The organism is Mycobacterium sp. TY815, from assembly GCF_030755135.1.
Taxonomy (GTDB): Bacteria; Actinomycetota; Actinomycetes; order Mycobacteriales; family Mycobacteriaceae; genus Mycobacterium.
Genome location: NZ_JAUFRX010000001.1, coordinates 785,315 through 806,770, shown reverse-complemented (window position 1 = coordinate 806,770; position 21,456 = coordinate 785,315). Strand labels below are relative to the sequence as shown.

The following is a 21,456-nucleotide window of genomic DNA, read 5'->3' as shown; positions in this document are numbered from 1 at the left end:
TCGCTCGCGTGAGACGAGGTGTGCAATGTGGACGATGCTTTGTCGGCTGATATCCGTTGCCGCCATGGTGTTGGCACCGATGGCGGTCGTGACGGTCGCGACGCCCGCCATCAGTTCGGCGCAGTGCGCCGACGGCGAGTGGTGGGACCCCACCGGTAAAGTGTGCCGGCCCTTGGGCGTTGGACCACAGCCGCTCGATTGCGAGGCCGGTCAGTGGTGGGATCCGACGGCCAATGTCTGCCGCCCCCTGGGTGTCGGGCCGCAGCCACTGAACTGCCAGAACGGCGAGTGGTGGGACCCGGCCGCCAACGTGTGCCGCCCGCCGGTGCTACCGCCTGCCGGGTGACCCGCGCGCTCTATTTCGGCGGGAAACCGCCCGTCGCCACCGGACCCCACCGGCGCGCGGTCACGCGCAGCAGACACTTGTTCTGATCACGCATCGCGCGGCGATAGCCGTCCCAGTCCGGATGTTCACCGGCGATCGCCCGGTAGTAGTCGACGAGAGGTTCCACGGCAGCCGGTCCGTCGATGACCTCGGCGTCGCCGTCGAGCTGTACATAGGGCCCGTTGAACTCGTCGGAGAGCACGACCACGCTCGCTCTGCCCGCCCGTCGGATGTTCACACTCTTGGCACGCTGCGGATAGCTCGCGATGACCACCCTGCCTTCGGCGTCGACTCCACCGGTCACCGGCGAACTCTGTAGGGAGCCGTCCGCGCGAAAGGTGGTCAGGATCATCCGGTGCCGGGGCCGGATGAACTCCAGCAATTCAGAAGAGTCCACGACGTCCGCTGTCGCAATTTTCGGAGCCATGAGACCAACCTAACCCCGCTCGGCCGACCACTACTCTGGCCCGGGTGGCCGATCCGACCGTCAGCGAGTTGCGCAGGCGCCTCGACGAGCTGACGATCCGCGACGCCACCCGCATTCGTCGGCGTCTGCAGAATCTGCGCGGCGGTGCCCAGCCCGACAAGCTTCGTCAGCTGGCCAAGCAGGTCGCCGCCGCGGAATCACTGGTGAGCGCCCGCCAGGCGGCCGTGCCGACGATCGGCTACCCCGACCTCCCGATCACCGAGCGGCGTCAAGAAATCAGCGACGCCATCCGTCACCATCAGGTGGTCATCGTCGCCGGTGAGACCGGCTCCGGGAAGACGACGCAGCTGCCCAAGATCTGCCTCGACGTCGGCCGCGGTGTGCGCGGCACCATCGGGCACACGCAGCCCCGCCGGCTGGCGGCAAGGACCGTAGCGCAACGCATTGCCGACGAACTGCACAGCCCGCTCGGCGATGTCGTCGGCTACACCGTGCGGTTCACCGACCAGGTCAGCGACCGCACCCTGATCAAACTGATGACCGACGGCATCCTGCTCGCCGAGATCCAGCGCGACCGCCGACTGCTGCAGTACGACACGCTCATCCTCGACGAAGCCCACGAACGCAGCCTCAACATCGACTTCCTGCTGGGATACTTACGCGAGTTGCTGCCCCGCCGTCCCGAACTCAAAGTGATCGTCACCTCGGCGACCATCGAACCCCAGCGCTTCGCAGCGCATTTCGCGGGAGCACCCATCGTCGAGGTGTCCGGGCGAACGTATCCGGTGCAGATCCGCTACCGGCCGCTGGAAGTGCCCGTCTCGACGGACGGATCGGAGGATCCTGACGACCCCGACCACGAGATCATCCGTACCGAAAGCCGCGATGAGATCGAGGCGATAGCCGACGCCATCACAGAACTGGAAGCAGAACCACCTGGCGACGTGCTGGTGTTCTTGTCCGGCGAACGCGAAATCCGGGATACCGCTGAGGCATTGGCGGGACTGAAACATACCGAAGTGCTTCCGCTGTACGCCAGGCTGCCCACCGCCGAGCAACAGAAGGTGTTCGCGGCGCATACCGGGCGCCGGGTGGTGCTGGCGACCAATGTCGCCGAAACGTCGTTGACCGTGCCCGGAATCCGCTACGTCGTCGACCCGGGTAATGCCAGGATCTCCCGGTACAGCCGCCGATTGAAGGTCCAGCGACTACCCATCGAACCGATCTCGCAGGCCTCGGCCGCCCAGCGAGCCGGCCGGTGCGGAAGGGTCGCGCCGGGGGTGTGTATCCGCCTCTACTCCGAGCAGGACTTCGAAAGCCGCCCTCGCTACACCGAACCCGAGATACTGCGGACGAATCTGGCCTCGGTGATCCTTCAGATGGCGGCCCTGCAACTCGGCGACATCGAGAACTTCCCCTTCCTGGATCCACCGGATCGCCGCAGCATCCGCGACGGGGTGCAACTGCTGCAGGAACTCGGCGCCTTCGACCCGCAGGGCATGATCACCGACCTCGGCCGCCGACTGGCGCGGCTGCCACTCGACCCGCGGCTGGGGCGGATGATTCTGCAGGCCGAGAGCGAAGGGTGTGTGCGTGAAATCCTGGTATTGGCCGCGGCACTGACGATCCCTGATCCTCGCGAACGGCCGATCGACCGCGAGGAAGCAGCACGCCAGAGCCACGCCCGCTTCGCCGACGAGCACTCCGACTTCATCGCTTACCTCAACCTCTGGGGATATCTGCGCAGTCAGCGGAAAGAATTGTCCGGCAGCGCTTTTCGCCGGATGTGCCGCAAGGAGTTCCTGCATTACCTGCGCATCCGCGAGTGGCAGGACCTGGTGGGGCAACTGCGCAGCATCGCCCGGGACTTGGGAGTCGTGGAGTCCGACGAACCGGCCGATCCGGCCCAGGTCCACGCGGCGCTGCTCGCCGGGTTGCTGTCGCACGTGGGTATGCGCCGCGAGGACACCCGGGAGTATCTCGGCGCACGCAATGCCCGTTTCGTGCTGGCGCCCGGCTCGGTGCTCACCAAGCGTCCGCCACAGTGGGTCGTCGCGGCCGAACTGGTCGAAACGAGCCGGCTGTATGGACGGACGGCCGCCCGCATCCAGCCCGAGATCGTCGAGCGAGTCGCGGGCGAACTGGTGCAGCGCACGTACAGCGAGCCACACTGGGACGCACAGCGCGGCGAGGTGCTGGCCTACGAGCGGGTGACCCTCTACGGCTTGCCGCTGGTCGCACGCCGCAGGGTTGGTTACGCCAAGGTGGAACCGGCGGTGGCGCGGGAGTTGTTCATCCGGCACGCACTTGTGGAGGGCGACTGGCACACTCGACATCACTTCTTCCGCGACAATGCACGGCAGCGTGCGGAGCTGGAGGAGCTGGAGGAGCGGGCCCGTCGTCGCGATCTGCTCATCGGTGACGACGACGTCTTTGCGCTGTATGAGGCGCGCATTCCCGCGGACGTCGTGTCCGCCCGGCACTTCGACGGGTGGTGGAAGAAGCAACGGCACCGGACCCCGGACCTGCTGACCTTCAGCCGTGATGATTTGTTGCGCGCAGACCGCACGGCCGCCGACGAAGATCGCCCGGACACCTGGCAGACGGGTGATGCCGAGCTGGCGCTGACCTATCGGTTCGAACCGGGCGCCAGCGACGACGGGGTCACCGTGCATGTGCCGATCGACGTGTTGGCCCGTCTGGGAGGTGACGAATTCGCCTGGCAGGTACCGGCCTTGCGTGAGGAATTGGTGACCGCGCTCATCCGCTCGCTGCCAAAGGATCTGCGCCGCAACTTCGTTCCCGCTCCTGACACCGCCCGAGCGGTGCTTGCCGGCATCGATCCGTCCGGCGAGCCGTTGCTGACAGCGTTGCAGCGCGAATTGCGCAGGCGCACAGGCGTTGTAGTGCCCGTCGAAGCCTTCGACCTGGATAAACTACCGGCCCATCTGCGAGTGACATTCGCCGTCGAGTCCGCGGATGGCACCGAAGTGGCGCGCGGGAAGGACCTGCACGTGCTGCAGGAACGGCTTGCGGCTCCGGCACGTCAAGCGGTCGCTCATGCGGTCGCAGGCCAGCTGGAACGAACGGGATTGCTCTCCTGGCCAGCGGAGATGGCAGAACTGCCGAAAGTGGTCGAGCGCACAGTCGACGGACGCTCGGTGCGAGGCTTTCCCGCCTTCGTCGATGCGGGCACCGCCGTGGACGTGCGCGTGTTCACCAGCGCCGCCGAGCAGGGGAGCGCGATGGGTCCCGGCCTGCGCCGCCTATTACGGCTCAGTGTGCCTTCGCCGGTGAAAACCGTTGAACGTCAGCTTGATCCACGAAAGCGACTGATCCTGGGGACGAACCCGGACGGCTCGCTGGCCGCGCTGCTCGACGATTGCGCTGATGCGGCCGTGGACGCGTTGATACCCCAGACCGTGTGGACCCGCGACGCGTTCACCGAACTGCGGGAGCGGATTGCGGCGAGCCTGGCAACGGCAACCATCGAGATCGTAGGCCGCACCGCAAGGGTCTTGTCGGCTGCGCAAGAAGTCCAACTGCTACTACCCGCCCAGCCGCCCGCCGCGCACGCCGAGGCCATCTCCGATGTGCGCGCGCAGCTCGACCGGCTCCTGCCGGCTGGATTCGTCACCGCCGCCGGGGCGGCGCATCTCGGCGATCTGGCGCGCTACCTGACGGCGATCAAGCGCCGGCTCGAGAAACTGCCGCAGGCACTACAGGGGGATCGGGAGCGGATGCGGCGGGTGCACGGCGTGCAGGATGCGTACGAACAGCTGCTGCTGACCCTGTCTGCGCCGCGTGCGGCAGCGAGAGACATCCGCGATATCGGCCGTCAGATCGAGGAGTTGCGGGTGAGCCTGTGGGCGCAGCAGCTCGGTACCCCGCGTCCAGTCAGCGAACAGCGGATCTTTCGCGCGATCGACGCGGTGCGCTCAGCCTGACGAAAGCGACTGGTGGCGAGAAAGATAATCGCGCACCCGACGCGTGCCGCCAACCAGAAGTGCGAAGCAAGCGATTTCGCGCGAACGGTTGGGGGCTGCGGAACTCGCACCTCAACCGCGTCGATACCGGCACCGAACCGGATGACATGCACAAGCTCTTTCAGCCGTCGCATCATACGAACTGAAGACCACCGCGTGCAGATCGCGCCGCACGATGGAAGTATCGCGAGAGTGGCCACCAAAAAACCGCAGACTATCTCGTACCCGGCGCCCGAGGCGCGTCCCCACCACCACGACAATGCGCCGCTGGAGCCTCACGTCATCGTGTTGTTCGGCGCGACAGGGGATCTGGCTAAGCGCAAGCTGATCCCGGGGCTTGCGCACCTCGACCAGTCCGAACTGGCGCCCAACATTCAGATCATCGCCACGTCACTCGAAGATCTGACCGACGACGAATTCCGGGAGATCGCCAAGAACGCGATCGACGAATTCGGCGCCCACAAACTCACTTCCGAACAGTGGGAGGAATTCGCAAAGATACTCACCTATGTACCCCAGAACGCCGGGGCGGAAGCACTCGCCGGTGCGGTGGCGAAAGCCGAAGAGACGCTGGGTGACAACGTGCGGAGGCTGCACTACCTCTCGGTTCCCCCCAAAGCGGCGCGCGACGTCATCACCATGCTGCGCGAAGCCGACCTCGTTGATAACTCGAGAGTCGTGATGGAAAAACCGTTCGGCACCGACTTCGACAGTGCGGTGGCACTCAACGACTTCGTGCACGAAACCTTCAATGAATCGCAGATCTTCCGCATCGACCATTTTCTCGGCAAAGAGGCGGCCCAGAACATCTTGGCGTTTCGATTCGCCAACGGGCTGTTCGAGCCGATCTGGAACCGCAACTTCATCGATCACATTCAGATCGACATTCCCGAAACCCTCGGCTTGGACCAGCGCGCGAACTTCTACGAAAATACTGGCGCCTACCGGGACATGGTCGTCACCCATCTGCTCCAGGTGATGGCTTTCGTCGTGATGGAACCGCCTACGGCGTTGGAACCGCGCGCGATCAGTGAAGAAAAGAACAAGGTCTTCCGGTCCATGTTGCCGATCAAGACATCGAACGTGGTGCGCGGTCAGTACAGCGGCTACCGCCAGGAAGACGGTGTGTCGAAGGATTCCGACACCGAAACGTTCATCGCACTGAAGGTGGGGGTCGACAATTGGCGCTGGGCGGGGGTGCCGATCTATCTGCGCACCGGCAAGAAGATGGCCGAAGGCATCCGCATCATTTCCATCGCTTTCAAAGAGGCGCCGCGGACCATGTTCCCACCGGGATCCGGGGTGGGCACCCAAGGTCCCGACCACCTCACGTTCGATCTGGCCGACAACTCCAAAGTGTCGCTGTCCTTCTACGGAAAGCGGCCGGGCCCGGGGATGAAACTCGACAAGGTGTCCATGCAGTTCTCGACTCAGGAAATCGACACCGCCGCAGACGTGCTGGAGGCCTACGAACGGCTGATCCTGGACGCCATGCGCGGCGACCACACGCTCTTCACTACCGCCGAGGGCATCGAGTCCCTCTGGGAGCGCTCGCAAGATCTGCTCGACGACCCGCCACCCGCCAAGCTCTACCAGCCGGGGACCTGGGGCCCTAACGCGATCCATCAGCTGATCGCGCCGAACGCCTGGCGGCTGCCCTTTGAGCGGGAGTGGCGCGAACGCCGATCCGAGTCGTAGCCGCCGACCCGTCGGCCGAGGTCAGTCGGGGATGTAGTCGAACTTGTCCGGATGAGGGCCGGTGCGACCGCTCTCGCCGCGATCCAGCGCGCTGATCGACGCCACCTGCTGGTCGGAGAGTTCGAAGTCGAAGATCTCGAAATTCGACCTGACCCGATCGGCGGAAACAGACTTCGGGAAGACGATGTCACCGCGCTGGATGTGCCAGCGCAGCACCACCTGCGCCGGTGTCTTGCCGAACTCTTTCGCTATGCCTGTGATGACCTCGTCGTCAAGGACCTTGCCCTGAGCGATCGGAGACCATGCCTCGGTCGCTATGTCGTGCGCCTTGCCGTAGGCCCGCACCGCGTCGTTGGCGAAATACGGATGCACTTCGATCTGGTTGACTGCCGGCACGGTCTGCGCGCCCTCGGCGAGCCGATCCAGATGTGCCGGTTGGAAGTTCGAGACGCCGATGCTGCGGGCACGTCCGTCGGCGGCGAATTCCTCGAGCGTTTGCCAAGTGGACACGAAGTCACCGTCGTACAAAGTCGGCAACGGCCAGTGGATGAGGAAGAGGTCCACATAGTCCGACCCGAGTGCCGACAGCGTCGCGTCGAACGCCCTGCGCGCGTCGTCGGGCCGGTGAAAACCGTTGTTGAGTTTGCTCGTGATGAACACCTCGGCGCGATCCACCCCGGCGTCGCGGACGCCCTGTCCGACCTCCTTCTCATTGCCGTACATTTCGGCGGTGTCGATGTGCCGATAACCGACCTCGAGTGCGGTGCGCACTGCGGCGGCCGTCTGATTGGGCTCGATCTGGAAGACGCCGAACCCCAATTGCGGGATCGACTTCCCGTCGTTGAGCGTGATTGACGGGACAGTGCTCATGCTGAAGCCTCCTGGTCTTTCGAATGATCGTGTCAAGGAATGCCCACTTCTGGGCAGAACCCAACACCGCCGGTGGAGATGCGGCAGCGCAGTCAGGTCAGTTCGGCGCTGATATAGCTGATGGTGTCGCGGAATCTGGCGAGAATCTCGTTGTCCGGCAACGCAAATCCGTGTTGCGCGTACAGCTGCTCGGTACGGAAATGCGTGACTGTCCAGCCGGTGGCGCTCAGGTATTCGGCGGCCTGCCGACGCTCACCCATCCATACCAGTTCGGCGACGTCGATATCGAGCCCATGCTTGCGCCAGCCGGCACGCATGTTCCGGGCACGTTCATCGGTGAAGACGCTCATATCGCTGATATTTTCGGTCGCCAGCCGGCTACCCCGCGCACTGAGTGCGGTGATGTTGTCCAGCAGCCGGTCCTGAGCGTCCGGCGGAAGGTAAGGGAGCAGACCTTCGGCAATCCACGCCGTCGGTTCACTCGTATCGAACATGTTGTCGCACAACGCTTTCGGCCAGTCCTCACGCAGGTCGATGCCAACCGGGCGACGCTCGACCGCAGGTTCTTCACCGATCTGGGCCAGCGTCAGACTCTTGAAGGTGATGACTTCGGGCTGGTCAACCTCGAAGACCACTGTGCCTTCGGGCCAGGGCAGGCGATAGGCCCTGGCATCGAGTCCAGCGGCCAGGATCACCGCTTGGCGGATGCCGTCCCGGGTTGCGGCGTTGAAGAAGTCGTCGAAGAAGCGGGTGCGCACCGTCATCTGCTCGCGCCGCTGCTGAAACGTCATCGGCATGTCGTCGTCTTCGAGCGGTATTTCGCCGTCCAGCATGCGGGTGAAGAACGGATGCCCGACGGCACGTACCAAGGGTTCGGCGAATCGATCGTCCAGCAGCGGATCCGGTTCGCGGGAGGCCAACGCCCGGGCCGCCGCCACCATGGTCGCGGTGGCCCCGACACTCGATGCGAGGTCCCAACTGTCGCCATCGGCGCGCGCCGAACCAAACGATGACATCCGCTGCTCCCGTCCCGGCCTGCCGTGTCGTAACTTGCTCAGCGTAACTGCGGTGTGCCGCCCTGGCAGTCCACCGGGGATGCCGGATGAAATGATGGACGGCACCATGGCACCGACATTGCGCCCCCGTCGATCCGCTCTTTACCTGCCTGGCAACAAAAGCAGGGCCTTGGAGAAGGGGAGAACCCTCCCGGCGGATGTGTTGATCCTCGACCTGGAGGATGCCGTCGGGCCCGACGCCAAAGCCGAGTCGCGGACGACGGTCTGCGAGGCCGTGTCGTCCGGAAGCTACCGGCCCCGCGAAGTGGTGGTGCGCATCAACGGCCTCGATACCGACTGGCACCACGACGACCTGGCCGCCGTGGCGTGTTCACCCGCAGACGGGGTGTTGGTGCCGAAAATCGAAACAGCTCAACAGGTTCAGCAGCTGGTCGGCGCGATGGACGCTCTGGGGGCGGCAGAGTCGTTGCAGCTGTGGGTCATGGTGGAAACACCCCGGGCCTTCCTGCGCATCGAGGAAATCGCCTCGGCAAGCGATCGTCTGGCGACGCTGGTAGTCGGCACCAATGATCTGGTGAATGAGTTGCACGGCCTGCATGTGCCCGGACGTGGTCCCGTTGTGCCGGCTCTGTCGCTGGCTGTTCTGGGTGCCCGCGCCGCCGGAAAAGCTGTCCTGGACGGGGTGTTCAACGACATCACCGACGAAGACGGCTTTGCCGCAGAAGCTCGGCAGGGTCGTGAGATGGGCTTCGACGGCAAGACTCTGATCCATCCTTCGCAGATCACTCCGGCCAATGACACGTTCGGCCCCTCGGAGAAGGAACTGGTGCACGCCCGCAAGGTTGTGTCGGCGTACGAAGAGGCGCAGGCCGCTGGGCGCAGCGTCACGACGGTTGACGGTCGCATGATCGAAAACCTGCACGTGCGCGACGCCCAGCGGATCCTGGCTCTGGCTGACCTCATCTCCGATCTGGAGGGTGCTGTCAGCGCTTGATGTGCAGCCGGCCGATGCCGATCAGGTTGTCTCCGTAAAGGCCGATGCCGATGTTGTTGTTGCCGGAGTTGAGCAGGCCCTGGTTGAAGTTGCCCTCGTTACCGATACCCAGCAACTGCAGCGGACCCAACGGCAACCCACTGTTGCCGACGCCCTGATTGACCAGCCCCAGGTTCAACCGCCCACTGTTCCACGCCCCGACATTGTCAGCGCCGGTGTTGGTCAACCCCACATTGTTGAGCCCGTGGTTGCCGATCCCGAACCCACCGAAGGTGCTGATCGGATCAGTCGGGGTGAAGTGCGGGCTCACATTGCCAAACCCGAGATTCAGCGTGCCCTCGTTGAAGAACCCGATATTGCCCTGCCCCACATTGCCGTAACCAAAGTTCGGCAACGCCGCCGCCGCCGGAGCAATCAGCTGGGTAGCCGCCGCCGGCAAGACACTTCTGCTGATGTGCAGAGGGCCGATCCCGACCAGATTGTCTCCGGTCAGCCCGATACCGATGTTGTTGTTGCCGAAGTTGAGCAGGCCCTGGTTGAAGTTGCCCTCGTTACCGATACCCAGCAACTGCAGCGGACCCAACGGCAACCCACTGTTGCCGACGCCCTGATTGACCAGCCCCAGGTTCAACCGCCCACTGTTCCACGCCCCGACATTGTCAGCGCCGGTGTTGGTCAACCCCACATTGTTGAGCCCGTGGTTGCCGATCCCGAACCCACCGAAGGTGCTGATCGGATCAGTCGGGGTGAAGTGCGGGCTCACATTGCCAAACCCCATGTTCAGCGTGCCCTCGTTGAAGAACCCGATATTGCCCTGCCCCACATTGCCGTAACCAAAGTTCGGCAACGCCGCCGCCGCCGGAGCAATCAGCTGCGTGGCCGCCGCCGGCAAGACACTTCTGCTGATGTGCAGAGGGCCGATCCCGACCAGATTGTCTCCGGTCAGCCCGATACCGATGTTGTTGTTGCCGAAGTTGAGCAGGCCCTGGTTGAAGTTGCCCTCGTTACCGATACCCAGCAACTGCAGCGGACCCAACGGCAACCCACTGTTGCCGACGCCCTGATTGACCAGCCCCAGGTTCAACCGCCCACTGTTCCACGCCCCGACATTGTCAGCGCCGTTGTTGGTCAACCCCACATTGTTGAGCCCGTGGTTGCCGATCCCGAACCCACCGAAGGTGCTGATCGGATCAGTCGGGGTGAAGTGCGGGCTCACATTGCCAAACCCCATGTTCAGCGTGCCCTCGTTGAAGAACCCGATATTGCCCTGCCCCACATTGCCGTAACCAAAGTTCGGCAACGCCGCCGCCGCCGGAGCAATCAGCTGCGTGGCCGCCGCCGGCAGGACACTTCTGCTGATGTGCAGAGGGCCGATCCCGACCAGATTGTCTCCGGTCAGCCCGATACCGATGTTGTTGTTGCCGAAGTTGAGCAGGCCCTGGTTGAAGTTGCCCTCGTTACCGATACCCAGCAACTGCAGCGGCCCCAACGGCAACCCACTGTTGCCGACGCCCTGATTGACCAGCCCCAGGTTCAACCGCCCACTGTTCCACGCCCCGACATTGTCAGCGCCGGTGTTGGTCAACCCCACATTGTTGAGCCCGTGGTTGCCGATCCCAAACCCACCGAAGGTGCTGATCGGATCAGTCGGGGTGAAGTGCGGGCTCACATTGCCAAACCCCATGTTCAGCGTGCCCTCGTTGAAGAACCCGATATTGCCCTGCCCCACATTGCCGTAACCAAAGTTCGGCAACGCCGCCGCCGCCGGAGCAATCAGCTGCGTAGCCGCAGCCGACAACAGCCCACCGGTCCGCGGCAAGTGCAGCGGGCCGATCCCGACCAGATTGTCTCCGGTCAGCCCGATACCGATGTTGTTGTTGCCGAAGTTGAGCAGGCCCTGGTTGAAGTTGCCCTCGTTACCGATACCCAGCAACTGCAGCGGACCCAACGGCAACCCACTGTTGCCGACGCCCTGATTGACCAGCCCCAGGTTCAACCGCCCACTGTTCCACGCCCCGACATTGTCAGCGCCGGTGTTGGTCAATCCCACATTGTTGAGCCCGTGGTTGCCGATCCCGAACCCACCGAAGGTGCTGATCGGATCAGTCGGGGTGAAGTGCGGGCTCACATTGCCAAACCCCATGTTCAGCGTGCCCTCGTTGAAGAACCCGATATTGCCCTGCCCCACATTGCCGTAACCAAAGTTCGGCAACGCCGCCGCCGCCGGAGCAATCAGCTGCGTAGCCGCAGCCGACAACAGCCCACCGGTCCGCGGCAAGTGCAGCGGGCCGATCCCGACCAGATTGTCTCCGGTCAGCCCGATACCGATGTTGTTGTTGCCGAAGTTGAGCAGGCCCTGGTTGAAGTTGCCCTCGTTACCGATACCCAGCAACTGCAGCGGACCCAACGGCAGACCGGCGTTGCCGGTACCGGTGTTCACCAGACCGAGGTTGAGCATCCCCCGGTTCCAGGCACCGACGTTCTGCGACCCGGTGTTGGTCAGTCCGACGTTCTGCAACCCGTCGTTGCCGATGCCGAACCCGCCGAAGGTAGTGATGGGATCGGTCGGGGTGAAGTTCGGGCTCTTATTGCCAAAGCCCAGGTTCAGCGTGCCCTCGTTAGAGAACCCGATATTGCCCTGCCCCACATTGCCGTAACCAAAGTTCGGCAACGCCGCCGCCGCCGGGGACACCAGCTGCGCGACCGCTGCCGCCGCTTCAGCGTGATAGCCGACCATCGCTGCGACGTCCTGAGCCCACATCTCCTCATAAAGACTCTCGACAGCAGCGATAGCCGGTGCGTTCTGCCCAAAGATGTTGGACAGCACCAGATTTATGAATCCTGAACGGTTGGCCGCCACCGCCGCCGGATGCACCGTCGCCGCCAGGGCCGCCTCGAAGGCGCCCGCCACCGCCTGTGCCTGCGCCGCGGTGCCCGCCGCTTGGGCGGCCGCAGCGCTCAACCAACCCGCGTACGGGGTGGCGGTCGCCAGCATGGCCTGTGCCGCGGGCCCCTGCCAGGCATCAGCCGTCAGTGCCGAAGTCAGCGACGAAAACGACTCTGCCGCGGAGTCGAGTTCGGAGGCCAGCGTGCTCCACGCGGCCCCCGCCTCCAGCATCGGCGTGGAACCGGCGCCAGTGAACATCCGCCATGAATTGACCTCCGGGGGCAACACCGAAAAGTTCATCTACCTGTGCCTTTCTCGCCACTGTCGGCCCGCGGGGAGGCCGTCTTCGCTTGTGATGCGCGAATCTATCCGATGAGGAAACGCTTTACATGCCTTTTCGTATGCGATTTACTGATACATACGATCTGCTCACGTAGCCGTAAGGTTCCTCTCAGGTGCCTTCAGGTTTCTCTCAGATATCGGCGCCGGGAACGTACCCTTGGCTGGATGACGGAGTCCGTCGTCGTCAAAGTCAAGCCCGGTAGCCGCAAAGGGCCGCGGGTCGAAATAGGCGCAGATGGGCAACTGACCATCTACGTCCGTGAACAAGCGGTCGACGGCAAGGCCAACGAGGCGGTTACCCGAGTACTGGCCACCTACCTTGACGTGCCACGCAACCGAATCGAACTGGTCTCGGGAGCGACGTCGCGGCTGAAGCGATTCCGCGTCGCCAAGTAGTTCAGTCGGCTGGGAGACCGCGCGCCCTCTTCGCCGCGTACATGTGTTCATCGGCCAGCCGCAGCAAATCGTCCTCACCTGCGGCGATGCCCGCGCTGAACCCCACCGGCGTGCCACGGTCGGCCCAGTGACGCCGAAGACGCTCGACGACCTGTTCGGCTTCGGCGCGATCGGCCCCAATCAGCATCAGGAGGAACTCGTCGCCGCCGATACGGAAGACGATGTCGTCCTTGCGCACCGACCAGCGCAGCGCGTCGGCGAAAGCGACGAGGAGTTCATCGCCGGCTTCATGTCCGTGGTGATCGTTGTATCGCTTGAATTGGTCGAGGTCGAGCAACACCACTGCGGACTCACTGGCGTGCATCGACAGCCGCGGCCCGAGGGTGCTCCGATCGAGCAACTGGGTGAGCGCGTCAGTCTGGGCGATTTTGCGCAGCAGGGCACTCTGCGCTTCCAGTCGCGCGATGAGCCAAGCCGGAACCTCTGCGACCAGGACCCACATGATGGCGGTCAAGACCACTTTCGGTATGTCGGCCGGAAGTTGCTTGGAGCCGCCCACCACGAATGCGACGACGCCGAGGGGAACCATCGCCAGCGAACACCAGCGCGGGCAGGTGAGGCCGATAAAGGCGAAAGCAATCGTTATCGTCCCAGGAAAGTCGCGAGTGGCGTGCGAATCGATTGCCCCTGCGACGATCGTGACGACCAGCGACGTCACGGACCACCCGATCAGCAACTTCCGTCGTCGGCCCCAACCGAGCAACCAACCGCCCAACAGGGCAAGACAGCCGACGACAGCTGCACCGGCGAGGAACCAACGCAACCGGGTCCCAGCGCCGGCGGCGTAGATAGCGAGCATGGCGAGGTATCCCGCCAGACCGATGACGTGCCAACGCCCCGCCGACGGCTGAGAATCCACCTGCCAAGGCACCTGCCAAGAATAAGTGGGGCGGGGCGCCGTACCTGCGTTCTCCGCGGCTATGCCGTGCTGTTCCGTTCGATCCACCGCGACAGTGCGTCCTCCGTCGCCGCCGGGACGCCAACGCCGGCAGCTTCCGCGGCCCGCTCGAACCGCTCGATCAGGTCGGCCGGAAGCGAGACGTTCAATTTCGAGTGCGTCGGCTTGGGCTTGGCCGGCGGAGCTTCCGCTACGTGCCGGGCCGCGGTCGCGTCCATCGTTTCCCGCAGGGCGGGCATCTCTTCGAGGAGACGCGCGAGATCGTCGCGGTCGATACGCAATACTTCTGACGGTCCAATAGTCGTTACGGTGGCCGAACGCAATTGCCCACGGCGAAGCGCGGATTCACCGATCACCTCACCGGCGCCTACCACGGCAACCCGGTCCGTACCGACATAGACGCCGGCCTCGCCGCTGAGCAGGATGAAGCAGGCGTCCGACGGTGTCTTCTCGCGGATCAGGGGCCAGGGCTGAGACTGCGACGTGTGGCGCGCAGAGCGGACGAGACGCTGCAGATCAGCGTCGGAGAACTTCTCGAATGTACTGAATTCCCGCAGCCGCCGAACATCTCGCTCGATGTCGCGCTGCAGTTCCTCGTCCTCGTCCTTCATTGCCGGCTCCTGATCGACGGTGACCATGACGTGGTGGAGCCTAACGCGAATCCGGCGTAATTCCGCCCCAGATGATGCGGAAAAATGTTTCAGAATGGGCATCCAGCGGATCACCGTCCCAACGGAATCCCGACCCGGCGGCCCATGTTGTCGAATTCTGCTACAGCAGTAGGGAATTCGGCAGGAACGACAACCAAGGGAGGATCGTGACGCGCCAAGGGGAGGGTGCGGCGGTTCTCGTCGTCGACCTCGGCAAATCATCGTGCCGAGCGGCGGCGCACGGGCGCCGGGCAGTCGCGCCGGGTGCGCCCGGGCTGGCGGCGCCCGGCGGGGTGCGGGCCGCCGAATATGCGGTGCTGAGGGTCGCTCGTGAATTCGCGCCGGTAAACGAGGTGATCGTGGGTGCGGCCGGCGCGCTGACGGCACCGGATGCGGCGCATGCTCTGGGTTCGGCGCTGCTGGTCTCGATGCCGGCGCATCGCGTCACCGTAACCAGCGACGCTGTGCTTGCCCACGCGGGCGCCCTGAACGGCGAGCCGGGCGTCATCCTGGTTGTGGGCACCGGTGTCGTGGCACTCGCGATCGGAGCCGACGGCGCGCTACGCACCGTTGACGGCTGGGGGCCCTGGCTGGGCGACGAGGGCGGTGGCGCGTGGATCGGCGCCGCGGGCCTGAGAGCGGCGTTACGTGCCGCCGACGGTCGTGGGCCGGCCACCACCCTGCTGGATGCGGCCCGCGCGCGTTTCGGCGCACCGCGGTCCTGGCCAGTGCGACTCAGCGACGCCGCCGCCCTCGGGTCGTTCGCGCCTGATGTCCTGGCCGCGCACGACGACCCCACCGCGCGGGCGATCATCCGAGCCGCGGCGGATGCACTCGCGGCAACCGCCCGTGCGGCAGGGGAGGGGCCGGTAGTGATGGTCGGGGGACTGGCCAGGGTCGAGGCGTTGCGCGAAGGGCTAGACCTGCAACCGTCTGCGGGCGACGCCCTTGACGGCGCGTTGCGGCTGAGCACGATTCACGAGCCACATCTCATTCGCTTGCAGGCGCCCAGCGCCCGGCACTCGCTCGATACGCTCAGCACCGAGGCCGCGCAGTCGGGCCTCGACGACCTCGACACCCGGCCAATCGGTGAGATCGTTGCCCTGCTCGTCCGGGCCGAAGGAAAAGCGCACAGCGCAGTCGAAGCCGCTGTCCCGCAGATCGCAGCGGCGGCCGAAATGATCGCCGCCCGGCTGGCCAACGGCGGCCGCCTGGTCTACGTTGGCGCGGGAACGCCAGGGCGCCTCGGTGTTCTTGATGCAGCAGAATGCGGACCCACCTTCGGCACCAACCTCGTGCGTGGCGTAATCGCCGGCGGGTCAACGGCTTTGACCGATGCGATCGAAGGCGCGGAGGACACCTTCCGGCCGGCCGATCTCGCCGATCTGACGGCTGCCGACGCGCTCGTCGGGATCTCGGCTTCCGGCCGCACTCCCTATGTGCTCGGGGCACTGGACTACGGGCGCTCACTGGGCGCCTTAACCGTCGCCGTCGTCAACAATGCGGGCTCAGAAGCGTTGGCGGACTTACGGATCGAACTTCTCACCGGTCCTGAGGTGCTCGCGGGCTCGACCAGGCTGACCGCCGGAACCGCGCAGAAGGTAGTCCTCAACGCGCTGTCGACAAGCGTGATGATCGCGCTGGGCAAGGCGTACGGCCCACGGATGGTCGACGTGCGCGTGACCAACGAAAAAGTACGACGCCGCGCGGTGCGGATGGTCCGCGACGCAGCCGGGGTCGACGAGGATGCCGCGGCGGCCGCACTGGACGCGGCGCGCGGGCACGCCAAGACCGCGATAGTCGCGCTGCTGTCAGGCGTCGACGCCGCCGAGGCGGCCAGCAGGCTGGATCGGGCTGGTGGACGTCTGCGCGATGCGCTCCAGAACTGGGCGGCGGGCGGATAAAGTTACCGCCGTGAACAAGCTCACGGGTGCATTGCTGGCGACCGTCACCGCTGCAGCGCTGCAAATGGCGGTCGCCCCAGCGGCCAACGCGAACATCTGTCCCGCCGCCGAAAACGGAGCGTCGGTCAACCTCGCCGACTGCCCGATCGGCAGCATCGCGGCAGCGGACGCGCTGGACGAGGCGCGACAGCGGTGGCAAGGCCGGCCGCCGTGCTACACCCGTGAGGGCGTGCCGTACTACACCCCCGGTGACGCGCCCTGCGCCTGACGCAGTCAGCCCGTCCCGACCAAAACCTGTACCCAGCTGAAACTGCGGCGCACAATGGGGTTGTCCGTTTGATCTGGGGAGCCGCCATGAGCGAGCAACTGTATGACTTTTTCGGCGAGATCTTCCGCCGGTACTTCATCCCCGCCATCGACACGTATCCCCGGAAGGGCCGCGCCCTCGTCGAGAAATTATTGGCACTGACCGATGACGTGCCGGACAGATTGGCACAGAGCCGGTCCGCCGCGATCGCGTGGGGGAGGGCAGAGACCCCTGGCGCGAGAATGGCCTCGGAGCTATTCGTCACAACTCAGCACGGACTGATGTACGCGGCCCGGTTGACCGAGTCGCGGCGCGCGCTGTACTACCTGGCGACACCGCACGGGTTGTTCGACGCGTTCGTCGACCAAGTCGATACCAGCGAATTACCCTCAGAAACAACCGTTTTGGTGGACAACCGGCTGGAGCGCGACCTCGCGTCGGCTCATCCGATGGACGCAGCGCTGCGCCGAATCCTCGATGAGCACCTGGCGCTGCGGGTGAACCTGCCCGTCTGAGCTGCGGCGATCAGCTCGAGGCGCTCAGGATCTTGATGGCGAAGATCAGGGTGTCGCCCGGCCGGATGCCGGCACTGGGCTGACCATCGGGGTAACCGTCCGCCGAGGTCATGGCCACCGCGACGGTGGATCCGACCTTCTGGCCGGCGATGGCCTTCTGAAAGCCGGGCACGACCCCGGTGAGCGGGAAGTCAACAGGAGCGCCGCGTTCGTAGCTCGTGTCGAACACCGAACCGTCACGCCCGTTGACGCCCATGTAGCAGACGGAGACCCGGGCCGTGTTCGAGACCACCGGCCCATCTCCGGCGCGCAACGTGTGAACCTGCGTCTGGGCGACGCTGAACGGCGCCGTCACCGTGACGCGCGGGGCCGTCGCATCGGTGGATCCGGTGACCGCGACGCTGCCCGTGGTGCCGGCCAGTGTCCACTCGGGTGTGCCACCGTTCTGCGGAGCGACCGTCGGGCAGGCGCCGGCAACCGTCGGTGTGGCCGGCGCCGAGGGACGCGTGTACAAGTCGGAGATCGACGACGTACTCGCCGATGACGACGAAGACGTATTCGCAGGGGAGCCGCACGCGGTCACCGTCAGAAACGCACAGGCAACGAGCGTGAGGGCTGGGGACACCCGGGTGAAATTCACCGCTGTCACGCTACAGATGCATCAGCCAGGGGTTGCCGAGGGCTCACCGAAGGATCGCGACAAGGAAGTCGGAGTCCTCGGCGAATGGCCGCAGATCCCAGGTCGAGAGCAACAAATCGGGTGTGAAACCGGCTTCCTTCGCGTCGCTGAGGAACTCGCCGAACTCGTAGTTGCGACCGGCGCCGAAGCCGATCACCGCCCGGCCGCCGCTGACCAGGTGCGCACGCAATCGGCTCAGCACCCGGACCCGGGTACTCGGTGCGAGAAAGGTCATGACGTTGCCGGCGGAGACGATCACGTCGAACGGGTCGGCGATACCGTGGGCGGGCAGGTCGAGTTCGGCCAGGTCGGCTACCAGCCAGCGCGGAGCGGGATAATCCTGCTCGGCGGCCTCGATAAGAACAGGGTCGACATCGACACCGACGACGTCGTGGCCGACCGAAGCGAGGTACCCGCCCACCCGTCCCGGGCCGCACCCGGCGTCGAGGACACGGGCGCCACGCGCCGCCAGCGCATCTATTAGGCGAGCCTCACCGACCAGATCATCGCCGGCGCGCGCCATGGAGCGGAAGCGTTCGACATACCAGTGCGAATGCCCGGGGTCTGCCGCGACCTTTTGCATCCAGAGACTTTGTTCGGCCATGTGGATCATTCTCCCAAGCGCCACAGCCGGACGCGCTCGCGATCGCCTTCTTCGGTCGGACTACCGGTGGCGATGCGCGCTGCGCGCCAAGTCCGCCGTCGCCGACCGTAGCTGATCGGCGGAGTCCAGTGGTGCAGGAAAGTCGACACGAGCGCGGGCCTCCCCGCGGGCGGTGCGCAGCCGCAGGGAAAGGCCATAGCGATCGATGCTGATGCATTGCGCGGAGTCGGCGTCCGGATGCCCCCCGAAGGCATGGGCCATCGCCAGCAACGCCTCGCCGTGGTCGGCGTTGAGATGCGCGAGGGCGCGGGCAGAACCAAGCGCTACCTGATCTGGGGCGGCAGCGTCGTATTCCTCGCCGGTCACCGAGGCCATCCGGCCGTATCCGCCGACCCACCGCACACGCTGCACTTTCAGCAGCCACAGGGTGAAATCGCTGAAGTCCAGATACGACTGCGCGCCGGGCACCGCGTTCAGATACGCCTGGCGAGCTGCGTCCAATTCCGCGGCCGCGGGCGGGGCCACCATCCCCGCCAGCGTGACGCGGCTGCCGGCCAACGGGTCGTCATCGACGCTCACCGACACGATCGACATGCTTGCTCGCGGGTCCCCGGCAAGATTGCGGCCGTGCTCGGCAAGGTCCGACACGCAGAGAACCGGCGTGCCGCCCAGGAGTCCATAGGCCACCAATGACGCCCAAGGGCCGCCGTCGGCGGTCAACGTAGCCAGGGTCGCGGCATTCGTGGCGGCAGCCAGGGTGCGCGCTGCCTCCGCTGCCGACGGGCCATGACCGGAGTCGTCCTGCGATCGAACCGTCACGGAGGTGAGGCTACGCTCGAGGCGCGCGATCTAGTGGGTATCGACAGTGGAACGGGCAACGAGATCCCGGGTGCCGTTGTCCGTCACGGTGGGGCACTCCCGCCGTGCGACGCGGGCCCAGATTGGGCCCTCCGCGATCATCGTGAACGGAGCGGTTACCGGGAAAACACCGTCCAACGAACGGACTGTGGCGCGACGGACGAAGGTAGCCAGGCCGAGGGTGAGCTCCAGCATCGCGAAACGCTCGCCGATGCACGACCGCGGGCCGGCACCGAACGGAATGTACTGCCAGCGATCACGGCTGCGGATCTCCTGCGGGGTGAACCGATCCGGATCAAAAGTTGTTGGTTCACGCCATAATTCCGGATCCCTGTGCACCGCAAGTCGCCCGAAGATGACCATCGTTCCTGCCTGGACCCGGTAGCCGGCGATGGCAACATCCCGGGTCGCCATCCTCGAACCGGTGGCGGCCGGTGGGCACATCCGCAACGCCTCGTCGATCACTCGCACGGTGTGCGGCAGGTTCACCACGTCTTGCGGGATCAGCCGCCTCTTCGGCAGCGCGTCGACCTCGGCGGCGATGTGCCGCTGCAATTCCGGATTGCGGCCCAGTTGCCACATCGCGTAGGTCAGCGTTGTCGCGGTGGTGTCGTGACCAGCGAAGAGGAAGAGGATCAGTTCTGCGGCAATCTCCGTATCGGACAACGCCTTCCCGGTGATCGGGTCGGTGGCCGAGATCAGCGCGCGCAACAGGGGGGCGTCGATACCGGGGTTTGCCCGGCATCGCCGCAGGATTCCCATGGCGAGCTGGTGCAGTGCGGCTGAAGCGGCTCGCGCGCGTCGGCGAGCGGGCGTCGGGAGCCAGGCGGGGGCTCGCACCGGCCGCAACGACCGGGCCGCGACGTAGGTCAACGCGATGCGCAGCGGGTCGGTGATGTCTGAGACATGCTCGGACAGGTCAACCCCCAGCACGGCATATCCCAACGCCCGCATCGTCAACCTCCGGCATTCGGCGTCCAAGTCGATCGTCTGGCCGTCTTGCCATGTCTCGCAAACGGATTCGGCAGCCTCCGCCATATGACCGGCAAATCGCCGAACCTGGTGCTGTGTGAACACTGGCTGCAAGGTACGGCGCCGCGGCAACCATTGCTCGTGGGGGAGGTTGAAGAGGTTGTCACCGAGCACCCGCCGGAACTCCGAAAGTACGCGGCCGGTCTTGTCGAGCGAGCCGTCTCTGTTCGTGAGGATGTCGTGGATGGCTCTGGGCGAGGACGCTACGACGATGGGTGGCATCAACCACCTCGGCCCGAGCACGACCCGGGATACCGGACCGCCCGCGTCGCGTAGCAGATCGATTCCGTTGTGAAATGACCTGATTGCTCGTGCGCGTTGCCGATACGAGAGCGGATTGGTGGGGGGTAACGGCAGCAGCGCCGGGTCTATCATCGCGATCCTGTGAGCGGTGAGGGTGAGCTGTAGGACAAGGTTCTGCGCACTGTCCGCATTTCCAGCAGCATTTTCTTCAGTTGATCGGCATCGGCGTGCTGGCTCAACGTGCGCCGTTCCCACCAGATCATCTTCGTCCGGTAACGGTCATTCGGATAAGGCACGGCGGGAATCTCCTTGGCCACCACGGCGCCTGACGACCGCCACCGGTCCAATGCATGAGCCGCGGCGGTGGCCAGCACGAAGTCGACATGCAGAAGCGACAGCGACGGAAAAAACATGCGCGCCCAAGCCTTTGCGACCACGTCGCGGCGGAGGAATGTATCGGCCACCCACGCCGTCCCACACTCCACCACCCCGAATGGCAGCCGGTCGCTGATCATTTTGCGAACCGCATCTTCGCCGGGCTGACCACGCCACTCGACCATCGCATGGGCTTCTGCGGCGGAACGCAGCGGAAATTTCGCTCGCATCCCACCGACTAAGCGGCCCGTACGGTCGACGGCGGCGTAGAAGAGCGCGGTATCGCGCCCGCCGCACATCGCGTCGTAATCCAGGGCCGCCTCCACACCG

The 21,456-nt window shown here is 65.2% G+C and carries 19 protein-coding genes; 8 read left to right on the top strand and 11 right to left on the bottom strand.

All coding sequences use genetic code 11. The features are described from left to right. The first annotated feature begins 25 nt into the window (after positions 1 to 25). Positions 26 to 346: a hypothetical protein gene (locus QXK92_RS03410; RefSeq protein WP_306240255.1), complete on the top strand. Its 321-nt coding sequence runs from the start codon at positions 26 to 28 to the stop codon at positions 344 to 346. 10 nt (positions 347 to 356) lie between these two features. On the opposite strand, the gene QXK92_RS03405 is transcribed toward QXK92_RS03410, so the two are convergent. Further along, positions 357 to 812, bottom strand: coding sequence for a PPOX class F420-dependent oxidoreductase (locus QXK92_RS03405; RefSeq protein WP_306240254.1), 456 nt, complete (start codon positions 810 to 812; stop codon positions 357 to 359). A 35-nt stretch (positions 813 to 847) separates the two neighbouring features. Here QXK92_RS03405 and hrpA point away from each other — a divergent pair, with 35 nt between their 5' ends. Continuing rightward, positions 848 to 4,759, top strand: coding sequence for an ATP-dependent RNA helicase HrpA (gene hrpA, locus QXK92_RS03400; protein WP_371934534.1), 3,912 nt, complete (start codon positions 848 to 850; stop codon positions 4,757 to 4,759). A 231-nt stretch (positions 4,760 to 4,990) separates the two neighbouring features. Then, positions 4,991 to 6,496 (top strand): glucose-6-phosphate dehydrogenase, encoded by a 1,506-nt coding sequence (gene zwf, locus QXK92_RS03395; RefSeq protein ID WP_306240252.1) that lies wholly within the window; start codon positions 4,991 to 4,993, stop codon positions 6,494 to 6,496. A 21-nt stretch (positions 6,497 to 6,517) separates the two neighbouring features. On the opposite strand, the gene QXK92_RS03390 is transcribed toward zwf, so the two are convergent. Then, entirely contained in the window at positions 6,518 to 7,366 is an 849-nt protein-coding gene (locus tag QXK92_RS03390) for an aldo/keto reductase (protein ID WP_306240251.1), read from the bottom strand. Positions 7,367 to 7,458: 92 nt separating this feature from the next. Next, positions 7,459 to 8,382, bottom strand: coding sequence for a class I SAM-dependent methyltransferase (locus QXK92_RS03385; protein WP_306240250.1), 924 nt, complete (start codon positions 8,380 to 8,382; stop codon positions 7,459 to 7,461). Positions 8,383 to 8,488: 106 nt separating this feature from the next. Here QXK92_RS03385 and QXK92_RS03380 point away from each other — a divergent pair, with 106 nt between their 5' ends. Next, complete coding sequence (locus tag QXK92_RS03380) at positions 8,489 to 9,376, top strand: CoA ester lyase (protein ID WP_306244170.1); 888 nt, start codon at positions 8,489 to 8,491, stop codon at positions 9,374 to 9,376. On the opposite strand, the gene QXK92_RS03375 is transcribed toward QXK92_RS03380, so the two are convergent. Continuing rightward, a complete protein-coding gene (locus tag QXK92_RS03375; RefSeq protein ID WP_306240249.1) occupies positions 9,366 to 12,563 on the bottom strand; it encodes a PPE family protein in 3,198 nt (1,065 codons plus the stop codon). The genes QXK92_RS03380 and QXK92_RS03375 overlap by 11 nt on opposite strands. 207 nt (positions 12,564 to 12,770) lie before the next feature. Here QXK92_RS03375 and QXK92_RS03370 point away from each other — a divergent pair, with 207 nt between their 5' ends. Then, the gene (locus tag QXK92_RS03370) at positions 12,771 to 13,001 is read left to right on the top strand and encodes a DUF167 domain-containing protein (RefSeq protein WP_306240248.1); all 231 of its coding nucleotides are present in this window, start codon (positions 12,771 to 12,773) and stop codon (positions 12,999 to 13,001) included. A 1-nt stretch (position 13,002) separates the two neighbouring features. Here QXK92_RS03370 and QXK92_RS03365 read toward each other — a convergent pair whose 3' ends face one another. Continuing rightward, entirely contained in the window at positions 13,003 to 13,932 is a 930-nt protein-coding gene (locus QXK92_RS03365; protein ID WP_306240247.1) for a GGDEF domain-containing protein, read from the bottom strand. Between the two features lie 47 nt (positions 13,933 to 13,979). Further along, the gene (locus QXK92_RS03360; RefSeq protein WP_306240246.1) at positions 13,980 to 14,684 is read right to left on the bottom strand and encodes a cyclic nucleotide-binding domain-containing protein; all 705 of its coding nucleotides are present in this window, start codon (positions 14,682 to 14,684) and stop codon (positions 13,980 to 13,982) included. 92 nt (positions 14,685 to 14,776) lie between these two features. On the opposite strand from QXK92_RS03360, the gene murQ reads away from it, so the two are divergent. The 3 genes from murQ (at position 14,777) to QXK92_RS03345 (ending at position 17,335) form a co-directional block, all read left to right on the top strand. Next, positions 14,777 to 16,513, top strand: coding sequence for an N-acetylmuramic acid 6-phosphate etherase (gene murQ, locus QXK92_RS03355; RefSeq protein WP_306240245.1), 1,737 nt, complete (start codon positions 14,777 to 14,779; stop codon positions 16,511 to 16,513). 10 nt (positions 16,514 to 16,523) lie between these two features. Further along, positions 16,524 to 16,781 (top strand): hypothetical protein, encoded by a 258-nt coding sequence (locus QXK92_RS03350; protein WP_306240244.1) that lies wholly within the window; start codon positions 16,524 to 16,526, stop codon positions 16,779 to 16,781. A gap of 86 nt (positions 16,782 to 16,867) precedes the next feature. Continuing rightward, entirely contained in the window at positions 16,868 to 17,335 is a 468-nt protein-coding gene (locus QXK92_RS03345; protein WP_306240243.1) for a glucose-6-phosphate dehydrogenase, read from the top strand. Positions 17,336 to 17,345: 10 nt separating this feature from the next. Here the strand turns inward: QXK92_RS03345 and QXK92_RS03340 are convergent, their stop codons facing one another. The 5 genes from QXK92_RS03340 to QXK92_RS03320 are packed head-to-tail and all read right to left on the bottom strand — an operon-like array spanning position 17,346 to position 21,452. Then, entirely contained in the window at positions 17,346 to 17,975 is a 630-nt protein-coding gene (locus QXK92_RS03340; RefSeq protein ID WP_306240242.1) for an FKBP-type peptidyl-prolyl cis-trans isomerase, read from the bottom strand. A 43-nt stretch (positions 17,976 to 18,018) separates the two neighbouring features. Further along, entirely contained in the window at positions 18,019 to 18,618 is a 600-nt protein-coding gene (locus QXK92_RS03335; RefSeq protein ID WP_306240241.1) for a trans-aconitate 2-methyltransferase, read from the bottom strand. A gap of 60 nt (positions 18,619 to 18,678) precedes the next feature. Continuing rightward, positions 18,679 to 19,437, bottom strand: a complete 759-nt coding sequence (locus QXK92_RS03330) for a HugZ family protein (RefSeq protein ID WP_306240240.1) — start codon at positions 19,435 to 19,437, stop codon at positions 18,679 to 18,681. Between the two features lie 30 nt (positions 19,438 to 19,467). Beyond that, positions 19,468 to 20,883, bottom strand: a complete 1,416-nt coding sequence (locus QXK92_RS03325) for a cytochrome P450 (RefSeq protein WP_306240239.1) — start codon at positions 20,881 to 20,883, stop codon at positions 19,468 to 19,470. Continuing rightward, on the bottom strand, positions 20,880 to 21,452 hold the full coding sequence (locus QXK92_RS03320; RefSeq protein WP_306240238.1) for a hypothetical protein: 573 nt from the start codon (positions 21,450 to 21,452) through the stop codon (positions 20,880 to 20,882). Before QXK92_RS03320 ends, QXK92_RS03325 begins: the two co-directional genes overlap by 4 nt. Positions 21,453 to 21,456 lie beyond the last annotated feature (4 nt).